Source organism: Ruegeria sp. ABM4_193, assembly GCF_056158705.1.
This window is the reverse complement of sequence record NZ_JBSWTT010000003.1, coordinates 151,716-165,480: the sequence shown is the minus strand read 5'-3', so window position 1 is coordinate 165,480 and position 13,765 is coordinate 151,716. Positions and strand designations below refer to the sequence as shown.

13 protein-coding genes are annotated in these 13,765 nt (G+C 56.4%); 11 read left to right on the top strand and 2 right to left on the bottom strand.

Annotated features, from left to right (window positions below; all coding sequences use genetic code 11):
- Positions 1-3: 3 nt before the first annotated feature.
- From ACXADZ_RS19110 to ACXADZ_RS19080, 7 genes are all read left to right on the top strand, one after another.
- Entirely contained in the window at positions 4-1,251 is a 1,248-nt protein-coding gene (locus tag ACXADZ_RS19110; protein WP_475198943.1) for an MGH1-like glycoside hydrolase domain-containing protein, read from the top strand.
- Positions 1,251-2,306, top strand: a complete 1,056-nt coding sequence (locus tag ACXADZ_RS19105) for an ABC transporter ATP-binding protein (RefSeq protein WP_475198942.1) — start codon at positions 1,251-1,253, stop codon at positions 2,304-2,306. Before ACXADZ_RS19110 ends, ACXADZ_RS19105 begins: the two co-directional genes overlap by 1 nt.
- 323 nt (positions 2,307-2,629) lie before the next feature.
- Complete coding sequence (locus ACXADZ_RS19100) at positions 2,630-4,372, top strand: thiamine pyrophosphate-dependent enzyme (protein WP_475198940.1); 1,743 nt, start codon at positions 2,630-2,632, stop codon at positions 4,370-4,372.
- Between the two features lie 40 nt (positions 4,373-4,412).
- Positions 4,413-5,993, top strand: a complete 1,581-nt coding sequence (locus ACXADZ_RS19095; protein WP_475198937.1) for an FMN-binding glutamate synthase family protein — start codon at positions 4,413-4,415, stop codon at positions 5,991-5,993.
- 89 nt (positions 5,994-6,082) lie between these two features.
- Positions 6,083-6,469 carry a fluoride efflux transporter FluC gene (locus ACXADZ_RS19090; protein WP_475198934.1) on the top strand — a complete coding sequence of 129 codons (387 nt, stop codon included), beginning with the start codon at positions 6,083-6,085 and terminating at the stop codon, positions 6,467-6,469.
- Positions 6,462-6,824: a fluoride efflux transporter CrcB gene (crcB, locus tag ACXADZ_RS19085; protein ID WP_171105422.1), complete on the top strand. Its 363-nt coding sequence runs from the start codon at positions 6,462-6,464 to the stop codon at positions 6,822-6,824. The genes ACXADZ_RS19090 and crcB overlap by 8 nt, the downstream gene beginning before the upstream one ends.
- A gap of 43 nt (positions 6,825-6,867) precedes the next feature.
- Positions 6,868-7,167, top strand: a complete 300-nt coding sequence (locus ACXADZ_RS19080; RefSeq protein ID WP_171094531.1) for a DUF202 domain-containing protein — start codon at positions 6,868-6,870, stop codon at positions 7,165-7,167.
- 22 nt (positions 7,168-7,189) lie between these two features.
- On the opposite strand, the gene ACXADZ_RS19075 is transcribed toward ACXADZ_RS19080, so the two are convergent.
- Complete coding sequence (locus ACXADZ_RS19075; protein ID WP_475198927.1) at positions 7,190-8,122, bottom strand: GlxA family transcriptional regulator; 933 nt, start codon at positions 8,120-8,122, stop codon at positions 7,190-7,192.
- 80 nt (positions 8,123-8,202) lie between these two features.
- Here ACXADZ_RS19075 and ACXADZ_RS19070 point away from each other — a divergent pair, with 80 nt between their 5' ends.
- The 4 genes from ACXADZ_RS19070 (at position 8,203) to ACXADZ_RS19055 (ending at position 12,701) form a co-directional block, all read left to right on the top strand.
- Entirely contained in the window at positions 8,203-9,363 is a 1,161-nt protein-coding gene (locus ACXADZ_RS19070) for an acyl-CoA dehydrogenase family protein (RefSeq protein ID WP_475198925.1), read from the top strand.
- Between the two features lie 2 nt (positions 9,364-9,365).
- Positions 9,366-11,381, top strand: a complete 2,016-nt coding sequence (locus tag ACXADZ_RS19065; protein ID WP_475198924.1) for an acetate--CoA ligase family protein — start codon at positions 9,366-9,368, stop codon at positions 11,379-11,381.
- A 3-nt stretch (positions 11,382-11,384) separates the two neighbouring features.
- Entirely contained in the window at positions 11,385-12,164 is a 780-nt protein-coding gene (locus ACXADZ_RS19060) for a carnitinyl-CoA dehydratase (RefSeq protein WP_171094540.1), read from the top strand.
- 66 nt (positions 12,165-12,230) lie between these two features.
- Positions 12,231-12,701: a hypothetical protein gene (locus ACXADZ_RS19055; RefSeq protein ID WP_171671355.1), complete on the top strand. Its 471-nt coding sequence runs from the start codon at positions 12,231-12,233 to the stop codon at positions 12,699-12,701.
- On the opposite strand, the gene ACXADZ_RS19050 is transcribed toward ACXADZ_RS19055, so the two are convergent.
- A complete protein-coding gene (locus ACXADZ_RS19050; protein WP_475198923.1) occupies positions 12,692-13,762 on the bottom strand; it encodes a polyprenyl synthetase family protein in 1,071 nt (356 codons plus the stop codon). The two genes, ACXADZ_RS19055 and ACXADZ_RS19050, sit on opposite strands and share 10 nt — an antisense overlap.
- Positions 13,763-13,765 lie beyond the last annotated feature (3 nt).

The following is a 13,765-nucleotide window of genomic DNA, read 5'->3' as shown; positions in this document are numbered from 1 at the left end:
GAGATGAACCAACATACAAACCCGGACCGCGAAGCGCGCAATATTCTGATTGCCAATGATCGCGGTGGTTACACAATCCCGACCGAGGGGCTGTACCCTTATCAATGGAACTGGGACAGCGCGATTGCTGCCCTGGGATTTGCAGAATTCGACATTGACCGCGCCTGGACCGAGGTCGAAACGCTGTTCTCGGGCCAATGGACGGACGGCATGGTGCCGCACATCCTGTTCCACCAGCAGGATGACGGATATTTCCCTGGCCCGGACGTTTGGGGGTGCAACGGCCCGATTTTGTCGTCGGGGATAATTCAACCCCCCATTGCGGCGACAATGGTCCGCAAGATTTGGGAGCAGGACCGCGTCGCTGGCGAGCAACGCTTGCGCGATCTGTTTCCAAAGTTACTGGCTTGGCATCGATGGATCATGAAGTGGCGTCTGGATGACCGGGATGCGGTCTGCACGACGCATCCATGGGAAGCCGGGCGCGACAACGCTCCCGACTGGGACAAATCGATGGCGCGCATGGACGCTTCAGATGTCGGTGAGTATCAGCGCCGAGACACCACACACGTAAACAGCGACGACCGGCCTACCAAGTTTGACTATGACCGGTACATCAAGCTGGTTCAGATTGGTCGTGAGGCCGAATGGGATCAGCAGATCCTGCTGGAAAAGAACCCATTTCGGGTTGCCGACCCAACGATGACATTCACGGCGTTGCGCGCGGCAAGAGATCTGTTGGCCATAAGCGAAGAACTTGGTCTTGAGGCCGAAGGATTGCGTGCGGATGTCGATCGGCTCGAAAACGGTGCGCGGTCTTTATGGAATGAAGACCTGGGCAGCTTTGATTCCCGTGACGCGCATACAGGCGAGTGGGCGGGCAGCATCTCAAACGCGTCATACATGTGCTGGTATGCTGGTATCGATTCAGAAAAGATGTTGGGGCGTTTGAATTCGGTTTTGGAGACCGTTCCTTATCCAGTTCCAAGCTACGATACATCGATGCCGAACTTTGATGCGCGCCGGTATTGGCGCGGTCCGACCTGGGCCATCATGAATATGATGATCGGATTTGGGCTGGAAGACATGGGCCACTCGCGGCAGGCAGAAGATCTGCGTCGGAAAACTGCAAAGCTGATCTCGAACTACGGATTTGCTGAATATTTTGATCCAAAGACCGGCAGCCCAGCCGGTGGCACTGCGTTCACCTGGACAGCCGCCGTTTGGCTTCACTGGGCAGGGAGAAGCTAATGGGAAGCATTGAACTAAAGTCCGTCGAAAAGTGGTTTGGGTCAGCCCAGGTCATCAAGGGCGTGGACCTCAAAATCGAAGAGGGTGAATTCATTGTTTTTGTCGGCCCCTCCGGCTGTGGCAAATCCACCTTGTTGCGCATGATTGGTGGGCTCGAGGATATTTCGCGCGGGTCACTTCTGATCAATGACACTGACGTCACCGATCATCCGCCCTCGAAACGCGGGCTGACAATGGTGTTCCAATCTTATGCGCTTTACCCGCATCTGACGGTTGCCGAAAACATGGGGTTCTCGCTGAAAGTGGCCGGGGTGCCAAAAGCTGAGATCGCAGAGCAGGTCAACACAGCGGCAGAGGTTTTGAAGCTTGGACCGTTTTTGGAACGCCGGCCAAAAGACTTGTCAGGTGGACAGCGCCAGCGCGTTGCCATCGGCCGATCCATCGTGCGTGATCCCACCGCCTTTTTGTTCGACGAGCCGCTTTCGAACCTCGACGCGGCCTTACGGGTCGAGATGCGGTACGAGATCGCCAAGCTGCACCAAAGCCTCAAGCGCACGATGATCTATGTGACCCATGATCAGGTCGAAGCCATGACGCTGGCCGACCGGATCGTGGTTCTGGAATACGGCAAGATCGCACAGGTCGGTACGCCCCGCGAGCTCTATGAACGTCCGGCCAATCTGTTTGTGGCGCAGTTCATTGGAAGCCCTAAAATGAACGTGTTGCCCTGTTCCGCTCAAGGCGGCAGCTATACGCTGGCACACGGCAGAGGGGGCCAATTTGCGTTTTCCGGCGAAGCCAACCGATTGGGTGTGCGCCCTGAACACATCGAAGTGGTTACAGCGGGCGAGGGCCAGACCGACGGCGTGATCGAGGTGATCGAATACCTGGGTGCCGATACGTTCCTAATTGTCGATGTCGGTGCTGAAGAAAACGTCACTGTGCGTTTGAATGGAGACACTGACCTCAAACCAGGCGCACAGATCGGTTTGCATTTCCCGACCAGCAAGCTGCACTTTTTCGATGAAGATGGTCAAGCTGTGGGTCGGGAATAGTCCGATACACTGCCAATAGTTTTTCAAGCACGCGTTGCGGTGTCGATTCCAGAACCGCAACGCGTTCTTTTTTGAATATATGTGCGGCTTTGTGCCAGCTTTCGCCTGCATCGCCTGGCTAACTGTCAAAAACACTTTGAACTTGTGGCACTTTATGGGCCTACAGGACCATGCTGTGTTTGTGTACGTCACATCCAATTGACCCTTGTGTGATTTGAAAAGTCGGTGAAGCGACTTTGATTTTTAGGATGGCTATTGAATTAAAGGCAGACACGATGTTGGCTACATCTTGTTGAATTTGCTCGAAACGAGAGAAGAGAGACATGGCGAAAAACGTGTGTGAAGTCCTGCTGGACATATTGGCAGATGCAGGTGGTCGTCAGATCTTTGGCGTGGTTGGCGACGCGCTGAACCCTTTCCTCGAAGCCATGCGCGGGGATGACAGGTTTGAGTGGAAAGGGCTGCGGCACGAAGAAAACGCAGCTTATGCGGCTTATGCCCAGTCACATCTGACAGGCGGTATCGGGATTTGTGCCGGCACGGTTGGACCCGGTGCTCTGCATCTTATCAATGGGCTCTACAACGCCAAACGCGAAGCCGCGGGCGTGGTGGCAATCACTGGCCAGGTCGCCCACCGGGAACGCGGCACAGGTTATCATCAGGAAGTGAACCTGGAAAAGGCGTTTGATGATGTGTGCGACTATCAGGCGGTGATCCACACGCCGGATCAGATGCCGCGTCTTGCCCAGATCGCCGTGCAACGTGCGCTCATCAACCGCGAGGTGGTGCGGATTGAACTGCCCATCGATGTATCCGAACAAAAGGTGCCCAGCCTGCACCAGTTCCACCCGCTTTTGAAACAGCCTTCTACCCTGATCCCACCCGAAGATGAGATTGCCCGTGCTGCGCAGATCATAAACGCAGGCAAGAAGGTGGCGCTTTTTGCCGGTGTAGGTTGCCGCGAGGCAAAAGATCAGGTTTTGGCCCTGTCGCAAAAGCTCAACGCTCCGCTTGCGCATACGTTGAAGGGCAAGGATATCTTCGACTACGACGACCCGAATGTGGTTGGCATGACTGGTCTCATCGGCAACCCCGGCGGCTATCACGCGGTACGCGATTGCGATGTGCTTGTGATGCTGGGCACCGACTTTCCCTATGAATGGTTCCTGCCAGAGACGGCCAAGATCGTGCAGATCGACCGCAGCGTCGAAAATCTGGGTCGCCGTGCGCCTGTCGCATCGGGCCTGTTGGGGGATGTCGGAGCGACGCTGGACCGGCTGCTGCCTCAAATAGCGGAGAAAGAAGACCGAAACTTCGCCGATCACCAGGTTAAACTCTGCAACAAGTGGCTGGCGCAACAGGACAAAGAGGCCAGCCTCGAACGTGCCAGCGAACCGCTGCACCCGCAGTTATTCGCCCGCGAAATTTCCAATCAGGCCGAAGAGGATGCGGTTTTTGCCATGGATATTGGTGAATGCACCGTCTGGGTGGCGCGGCAGACCCGAATGAAGGGTGGGCGGCGTATGGTGGGTTCATTCAACCATTCCTCTCTGGGCTCTGGCTTGCCTTCGGCGCTTGGAGCAGCGGCGCTCGATCCCTCGCGTGAGGTCTGGACGTTCTGCGGCGACGGCGGCTTTGGTATGTCCATGCAGGATTTCGTGACCGCGGTGCGCTACGACTGGCCGATCAAGGTGATTGTGTTCAACAACCAGACACTGGGTTTCGTGAAGATGGAGATGGAGGTTGCGGGCTATGCCGTGAACCCGATGGCCACGGATCTGGTGAACCCGGATTTTGCCGAATACGCAAAGGTCTGCGGTGGGGATGGCGTGCGTGTGGAACACGCCGCTGACATCAAAGATGCCATAGCGCAGGCCAAAGCCAGCACCAAGCCGTTCATCATCGACGCCATGGTCACGCCGGGTGAGCTGGTGATGCCCCCACATGTGGACACCAAGATGGCCTGGGGCTTTGGTATGTCCAAACTGAAAGAAGGAATCCTGCTGGCGAAGGGCGACCACGCCCAGTGGGACAATTGGGTCAAAGAGCTCAAGGCGCAGCTGTAACGCGGGTGCCAATCCAATTTAGAAACCGGAGATCGGACGCATGATTGTACGCAACATATACTACGCGGTGGCCTTTTTCGGCCTGCCCCTGACTTTGCTTCTTGGCTGGTTTTGGACCCCAGCACTGTGGCTGTTGGTGATCGTGCTGCCCTATATCGCAATCGGGGCTTATGACCTGATGACGACCAAGCACAATGTGCTTAATAACTATCCGGTTCTGGGCCATTTTCGTTACATGCTGGAATTCGTCAGCCCAGAAATACGCCAGTACTTTGTTGAAACCAACGAAAGCGGACGGCCCTTCAACCGGATCACGCGCAGTCTGGTCTATGCTCGTGCCAAAGGCCAACAGGATACACAGGCGTTTGGCACCCAGTACGACATCACGCAGGTGGGCTATCACCGCACCAATCATTCGCTGGTGCCAAAGGAGGTGGAGGAAAGCGAGAAGCGTGTTACGCTGGGCGGCCCGCAATGTTCCAAGCCTTACGATGCGTCGCGCCTGAACGTTTCAGCGATGAGCTTCGGAGCGCTGAGCCATACCGCGATCCGGGCGTTGAATGGTGGCGCCAAAGACGGTGGGTTTGCCCATAACACAGGAGAGGGTGGTATTAGCCCGCATCATTTGGCGGAAGGCGGTGATCTCATTTGGCAGATTGGCACGGGCTATTTCGGCTGCCGCACCCCCGAAGGTGGGTTTGACAAGGACAAGTTTGCAGAGAAAGCCCAAAAGGACGTGGTCAAAGCCATTGAGATCAAGCTGAGCCAAGGTGCGAAACCTGCCCATGGCGGGGTTCTACCTGCGGTCAAAGTCGACGAGGAAATCGCTGAAATTCGCGGTGTTGAACCCCATAAGGATGTGATCTCACCCCCTGCACATTCGGCCTTTGATACCCCCACCGGGCTGATGGAGTTTGTGCAGCATCTGCGTGAGATGTCGGACGGCAAGCCAGTGGGTTTCAAGCTGTGTATCGGTAAACGGTCCGAATTCATGAGTATCTGCAAGGCAATGCTGGATACCGGGATTTTGCCTGATTTCGTCACAGTCGACGGAGCCGAAGGCGGCACCGGCGCTGCGCCAGTGGAATATTCCAACAGGTTGGGGATGCCGTTGAACGAAGGGTTGATCTTTGTCGATAACTGCTTGCGTGGCATCGGTGTGCGCAACAAGGTCCGAGTCATCTGTTCCGGTAAGGTCGCAACAGGCTATGACATGATCGAAAAACTCGCCTTGGGCGCAGATATGTGCAATTCGGCCCGCGCGATGCTGTTTGCCGTGGGCTGTATCCAGTCGCTGCATTGTAATACCAACCGCTGTCCCACGGGCATCGCTACTCAGGATCAGGAACGTGCAAAGGCCGTGAATGTGCCGCAAAAGCGTCAGCGGGTGCATCGCTATCATGATGCCACGCTGGAAAGCTTCCGCGAAATTCTGGGTGCAATGGGCTACGAAAAGGTAACGGACTTGCACCCTTCGGATATTCTGCGCCGCTCAACAGACGAAAAAGAGTTCACATATGCGGACCTTTATGAACGGCTTCCCGAAGGTGGGTTGCTGTCAGACAGTGTCCCTGCGGGATTTGCAAGCGATTGGGAGCGCGCATCGGCCCAACGGTTCTGAATCACCGACGGGTCGATCATTGGCGTTTAATCCCCAAGCCTGTATGGACGTAGATCGAAGAATGCGATTCTGATCAGGGGGCCAAGGACTTGCAGCGAAAACTCATGTATCTCGCCGTCTTTGTCGGCGGCGCGCTTGGGTCGGTGCTGCGCGAAATGCTGTCGCTTGAAATACCCGGCGTGCCCTTCGTGACTGCAACCTTCGGGATCAATATTGCAGCCTGTCTGTTCATCGGCTGGCTCTATGCGGTGCGGCACAGGGTTCATGCCCATGTCATCCATCTAGGCGCGGTTGGGTTTTGCGGTGGGTTGTCGACCTTTTCCTCATTCGTAGCCGAGCTCGACCGGCTGTCCCAAGCAGATATCGCCTATATGGTCGCAGCTCTGGCCCTTGAAGTTGTTTTTGGTCTTGCCGCCGCCATCCTGGGTGAAGCGATCGGGCGCAAGTATCACGCAGGAGAGCACCCGGATGAGTGATCTCTATTTGCACGCAGCATTTGCTTTGGGCGGCGGTCTGGGCGCGGTCGCTCGGCATATGCTCAACCGTATGATCACGCATGAACTGCCGCTTTCGACACTCGTGGTGAATGTGGTGGGTTGCCTGTTTCTGGGTTTGTGGGCGGGTTATCTGGGTGAACCCCACTTAATGCCCGAGGAAGAACGCCGTTTGGTCTTTGGTTTCTGCGGAGGCTTCACCACGTTTTCCAGCTTTGCCTATCAGTCCCTGCAACTCCACCGCGAGCGTACCATCCTGATGGCAGCAGGAAACATTTTGCTGAGCGTGGCTATGTGCTGGATTGCGTTCTGGTTCGGCCTTCAAGCGATGTGGTGAGGTTTTCACTTGAGTCCGGCTGCGAATTTCGCATCCATAAGGCATGGCTGACCCAACCCCTCCTTCCGATCTCAAGTCCCGACGCGCACTGGACAATACGGTGCTGGCCTTTCTACGAACCGAGTTGGCCAACCGGCGCACCTTGCTGGCCTATGTAAAAACCGCCTTGGGAGTGGCGATTGCAGGATTTGGATTAATGCAGTTTGCGGATGCGGATTCGGTTTTTGTCTGGGTTGGAATGGCTGTTCTGCCTGTGTCGGTTCTGATTTTGGTCTATGGAATCATCGACTACATCCATATTCGTCGCCAGATCGAACAGGAAAAGCGTGACGCGCGGGTCTGAGGGTGAGCCATCGGATACAGGGTCAGCTTGACCGAAACGCGGTCGGGGTCTGACCGAATTCTGCTTTGAACGCACGGGTCATCGCGCTGGCGTTTTCGTACCCGCAACGCCCAGCGATCTCGGCGATGGATTGTTCTGTTTCCTCTGCCAGATTACGCGCTAGCGTCAGTCGCAAACGCCTATAAAGTGCCTGCGGTGTGGTTTTCAGTTCGGCACGTATGCGGGTTTCAATCCGTTTTTGCGAACATCCGATGCGCCGGGCGACCTGTGTGATTGACAATGGGGTTTCGATATTTGCCTGCATCAAGTCCAACGCCCGATTGACCAGCTTGTCTTCGGATTTCAATGGCAAAGAATAGGGATTGCGCCCGTTTCGCCCCATCAGTAATTGCGCCACCTCCAGAGACAATAGCGGGCCATGATCCTGCCGAATAAGTGCTGAGGCGAGATCGAACGCCGCCATCGCCCCGGAACAGGTCAGCCGATTGCCATCGATGACAAAGCGTTCACGCACGGTTTCAACCGCCGGAAACTGTTCTTCGAACCGAGATAACTCGTCCCAGTGAATGGTTGCCCGATGCTCGTCCAGCAATCCCGCCCGCGCCAAAAGCCAGCTGCCGGTATCCAATCCTGCGATCTGCGTATGCCGTTTTGCCGCTGCCAGCACGACCCGAATGGTTGCCCGGGTATCGAGTTTTAGAAAACCATAAGACGGCATGACCACAAGGACATCGCCCCTTTGATCCGCAATCGCTCCGTCCGGGGTGACACTCAGCCCGCTTGAGCTTTGGACCTGTGTTCCGTCCGGCGAGCAGAACCTCCACTCATAGAGCGTGTGCCGTGACATGTTGTTCGCCGCTCGCAGCGGTTCGACCATGTTTGCTAGGCAATGGTTCGAAAACCCATTGAAGAGCAGAATGTTGTATCGCCGTAGCAAAAATTTCGAATTCTGCATGATGTACGCCTAAAACTGCATGTCGAGAATTTGAGGGATGACGTTCTTTTGGTCAACTACTGATCCAAGGGATACGCGCCATGCAATTCGGTTTGTCCGAAGAACAAGAAATGATCGTCTCGACGGTCCGCAGCTTTGTTGAAAACGAAATCTACCCGCATGAAGAGGCGGTCGAGCGCAGCGGTACCGTCCCGCTCGAGTTGGGCAACGAGATCAAGCAGAAATGCATCGATCTGGGATTTTATGCTTGTAACTTTCCTGAAGAGGTTGGTGGCGCGGGCTTGTCCCATCTGGATTTCACCCTCGTTGAGCGTGAGCTTGGCCGCGGCTCGATGGCGTTGACGCATTTCTTTGGACGCCCGCAAAACATCCTGATGGCCTGCAATGATGAGCAGCGCAAACGCTATTTGCTGCCTGCCGTACGCGGCGAAAAGATGGATGCTTTGGCGATGACCGAACCGGATGCCGGGTCGGACGTGCGCGGCATGAAATGTCAGGCAGTGCGCGATGGGGGCGACTGGGTAGTCAAGGGTTCGAAACACTTCATTTCTGGTGCGGAACACGCGGATTTCTTCATTGTCTTCATCGCAACCGGCGTGGACGAAACCCCCAAAGGCCCCAAAAAGCGCATCACCACTTTCCTAGTAGATCGCGGCACCCCGGGCTTTGAAGTGCGCGAAGGGTACAATTCGGTCAGCCACAAGGGCTACAAGAATTATATCCTTTATTTCGACAATTGCCGTCTGCCGGATGCGCAGGTGCTGGGCGAAGTCGATGGTGGTTTTGCCGTTATGAACGAATGGCTCTACGCAACCCGCCTGACGGTTGCGGCGTTCTCGGTTGGGCGCGCGCGGCGCTGCTTTGACTATGCGTTGAACTATGCGGCCGAGCGCAAGCAGTTCGGCCAGCCTATCGGAAAGTTTCAGGGCGTCGGCTTCCAGATCGCAGACATGATTACCGAGATCGACGCCGCCGACTGGCTGACCCTTGCCGCCGCCTGGCGTCTGGACCAAAACCTGCCTTCGAACCGTGAGATTGCCTCGGCCAAGCTTTATGCTTCTGAAACGTTGGCGCGAGTGACGGATGCGACGCTGCAAATCTATGGTGGTATGGGTCTGATGGACGACTTCCCGATCGAGCGTTTCTGGCGCGATGCACGCGTTGAACGCATCTGGGACGGCACCAGTGAAATTCAGCGCCACATCATCAGCCGTGATCTTCTGCGTCCACTGGGCGCCTGACCATGAACAAAGACCTGACCCGGCTTTTGCGCCCGAAAACTATCGCTGTCATTGGCGGTGGTGCCTGGTGTCAGCAGGTTATTCTGCAATCCGAACGTATGGGCTATGCCGGGCAGATTTGGCCGGTGCATCCCAAAGCCAACGAGATCGCGGGACACAAGGTTTTTGGGCAGATAGAAGACCTGCCTGAAGCCCCGGATGCGGTGTTCATTGGTATCAACCGCCACGCCACTATTGAGGCGGTTCAGGTCCTCTCTAGCATGGGCGCGGGCGGGGCGGTCTGTTTTGCCTCGGGTTTTTCCGAAGCCGTCGCTGAAGACGACACCGGCGGGGACTTGCAGGCGCAGCTGATCGCCGCAGCCGGTGACATGCCCATTCTTGGCCCCAACTGTTATGGCTATATCAATGCGTTGGACGGTGCGCTGTTGTGGCCGGATCAGCACGGGGCGACGCCGGTGGACAAAGGCGTCGCGATCCTGACTCAAAGTTCGAATATCTCGATCAACCTGACCATGCAGAAACGCGGCTTGCCGATTGCCTATATGGTGGCTTGCGGAAACATGGCGCAAACCAGTCAAGCGCAGATCGCTGCGGCCTTGCTTGATGATCCGCGCGTGACAGCCCTGGGTCTGCACGTCGAAGGTTTCAAGGACATCCGCGAATGGGAGGCGCTGGCCGCAAAGGCCCATGCAAAGGGCATTCCGCTGGTTGCCCTAAAGGTCGGCGCTTCGGAACAGGCGCAGGCAGCGACGGTGTCTCATACAGCGTCTCTGGCAGGAAGTGATGCGGGCGCGCAGGCGTTGTTGGACCGGCTTGGTATCCCGCGTCTTTCGTCGCTACCGGATTTCCTCGAAACGTTGAAACTGCTGCACTGCTACGGTCCATTACCCGGCGGTAACATAGCCTCGATCAGCTGTTCGGGGGGCGAGGCGAGCCTGATTGCAGACATGGCGGTCGGCACGGGTTTGACCTTCCCACCGCTAAGCGACGAAAAAAAGACCCATCTACGCAATGCGCTTGGTCCTATGGTGGCGCTGAACAATCCGCTGGATTATCACACCTATATCTGGCGCGATGAACGCGCGATGTCGCAGGCATGGTCCGGTATGACGGGTGAGGATATCGACCTGACGTTTTCTATCGTCGATTATCCGACCACCGACGCCACAGATTGGACCTGTGCAACGCGGGCGGCCTTGCAAGTTCGTGCGGACACTGGGGCACGGTTTGCCATTGTCGCGACCCTGCCAGAGTTACTGCCTGAAGATGTAGCGAAAGACCTGATGACAGGCGGCGTCGTGCCTTTTATGGGTATCCGTGAAGCGCTTGCCGCCACGCGCGCGGCGGGTCAGGTCCGTGCCCCCTGTTTGCAGCCCGTTTTGCTGCCAGGCAGCGTCGAGGCGTTCGGAACCCTTACCGAGGGTGTGTCTAAACAGGCGCTGGCTGAATGCGGTTTGCGCATCCCTCAAAACCGCACAGTCAGTGGCGAAGAAGAAATCCGCAAAGCGTTGCAGGACATGCAAGCACCTTTTGCAGTTAAAGGCGTGGGTCTTGCGCACAAATCAGAACACGCCGCCGTTCGGCTGGGCATCCAGGCCGAAGACGTGGCCGATGTAGCGGCCGAAATCGGCACCGAAGCCATTCTGATAGAAGAGATGATCACGGGGACCGTTGCGGAACTTTTGGTTGGTGTTGTTCGTGATCCGGCGCATGGGTTTGTATTGACCATTGGGGCAGGGGGCGTGCTGACCGAAGTCATGCGTGACACAGTTTCTCTGCTGGTGCCCAGCGCGCCTGAAGACATCCGCACGGCGCTTGGTCAGCTGAAAATTGCGCCTTTGCTTGCAGGCTATCGCGGCCAACCGGGGGCTGATATGGATTCGATCATTGCCGCAGTCGATGCTGTTCAGGCTTATGTTTTGCAAAACGCCGACACGCTCGGCGAGGTCGAGATTAACCCTCTCCTCTGCACGCGGGACGACGCGGTTGCGGTGGATGCACTTATAAGGAAGGCCTGAAAAATGGACCCAATCAAAACCCGCCGCGACGGAACGATCCTCGAGGTGACGCTGGACCGCCCCAAGGCCAATGCCATTGACCTTGCCACCAGCAGAATCATGGGCGAGGTCTTTGCCGCATTTCGCGACGACCCAGAGCTTCGCGTAGCCATTCTGACCGGCGCGGGCGATAAATTCTTTTGCCCGGGCTGGGACCTGAAAGCTGCCGCCGATGGTGACGCTGTGGACGGAGATTATGGTGTTGGCGGGTTTGGAGGTCTGCAAGAGCTGCGCGACCTGAACAAGCCCGTGATCGCAGCCGTGAACGGCATCGCCTGTGGGGGCGGGCTTGAGCTTGCCCTTTCAGCGGATATGATCCTTGCCGCTGATCACGCCACTTTCGCCCTGCCGGAAATCCGCTCGGGCACTGTGGCAGATGCTGCCAGCGTCAAGCTGCCCAAACGCATTCCATATCACATTGCCATGGAACTGCTGCTGACCGGGCGTTGGTTCGATGCGGAAGAAGCCAATCGTTGGGGGCTGGTGAATGAGATCGTCGCTGCTGATCAACTCATGGACCGTGCCTGGGAACTTGCCCGCCTTCTGGCCTCGGGGCCGCCTCTGGTTTATGCGGCAATCAAGGAGATCGTGCGCGACGCCGAGGATACCAAATTCCAGGATGCGATGAACCACATCACCAAACGTCAGCTGCGCACTGTGGACGTACTCTATGCCAGTGAAGATCAACTGGAAGGTGCCCGCGCCTTTGCCGAAAAACGCGATCCGGTTTGGAAAGGGAAATAAACAAACCCGGCGATCAGTAGGTGGATTTTCCATTTACTGATCCACGCCGCGGGTGCAAATTAAGTTATGCCTTACTTCGAGCGTAAACCCTACGAAAACCCGTCACGCGCAATTAGCTCTGTTGCATCGCAGCCGGACACTCAACCGATTTCGGATATCGCGCGCCGCGTGCTTGAGACAGAGCGCGGCAACCAAAAACATCTCGAAGGGCCTTTTACCTGTCGCAAGATCTGCCACCCTGGCGGTACGGCTACAATCTTGTTGTCCTTTGCTGCGGCTGAAGGTGACGAGCCGGTTGAAATGCAATTCGAACCTGGTGATCTAACCAATCCGAATGGGGATATTCTGCCTGCAAACCGCGTAAACGTTGTTCCACCCCAAATCCAACTGGTTGCCGGAGAGACCACAGATGTAGCGATTGTAGTCACCGTGCCGGATTTGACGGAACCGGGCGCTTATCATGGCCGGATCGCCTGCACCGGGACCGAGCAAACTTCGATCGTTGTGGTGTTTGAGGTTGCAGGTGCTCAGACCTGACGGGTCACGAGGTAATCCATGAACTGCGCCAGAAATGCACGCGGGGCGTCTTGGGTGCCTGCAAATACCTGCGCAAATTCCTGACGGGCAGATGCAAGCAGATCGTTGGCCGCATCTTGCGCAAATCGGATGCTGCCATAGTGGCCCATACGCTCAAGCACCCATTCAACATCCTGATTTGACCGGTTTTCACGCGGGTTTGACAGCATCTCGGTCAATCGCTTCTGTTCCGGTTCATCGGCGTGCAGACCAAGCTGACCCAACATCAGCGTGCGTTTGCCCTCATAGATGTCGCCACCAATTTCCTTGCCGTATTTGTCCTGTGAACCAACAAGGTTCAGAACATCGTCCTGAATTTGAAACGCTGCGCCCAGAAAAAAGCCGAACGCGTTGAAATCATCCAGATTCAACGCGCCAGACGCTACATCCTGCGGCCGCGCAATCAATGCCCCGATCCGCATGGGGTGAATGAAACTGTACCAACAAGTCTTTTTCAGACACATCCGCAAATAGTCCGACGCGTCCACATTCAGCCGATTGTCCCGTATCCAACCCAGCTCCAACGCCTGACCTTCAATGGATTGCTGCAGCAGATGGTCGAACTCATCCACAACGCGCATTCCGGTTTCCAGCCCGAGCGAACCCAGATTTTGCCGCAACAGCCGCAGGGCCAGCGCTTGCATCCCGTCGCCTGTATTTATGGCCAAAGGGACACCAAGCCGCTGGTGCATACATGCCCGCCCACGCCTGAAATCGCTTTGGTCTTCGATATCGTCGTGGATCAGAAAGGCATTGTGCAAAAGCTCCAGCACAGCTGCGGACACCCGTGCTTCCTCGGCATTGCCGCCAAAGGCTTCGCAGGTGGCCAGCAATAGTGCGGGCCGTAGTCCTTTGCCTGATGTTTGGATATAATCCCGTATCGGACCATACAGATAAGCCTGGGGTTCGCCCGTTGGCAAAAGCCCCAACAGAGTTTCACGCGCGCGATCCCCGTAAGAGGTCAGCTGTTTCAGAAACTCCTGCTGTGCCGCAGGGTCCAGATGCGCGGTTCCGGGTTTCAATGG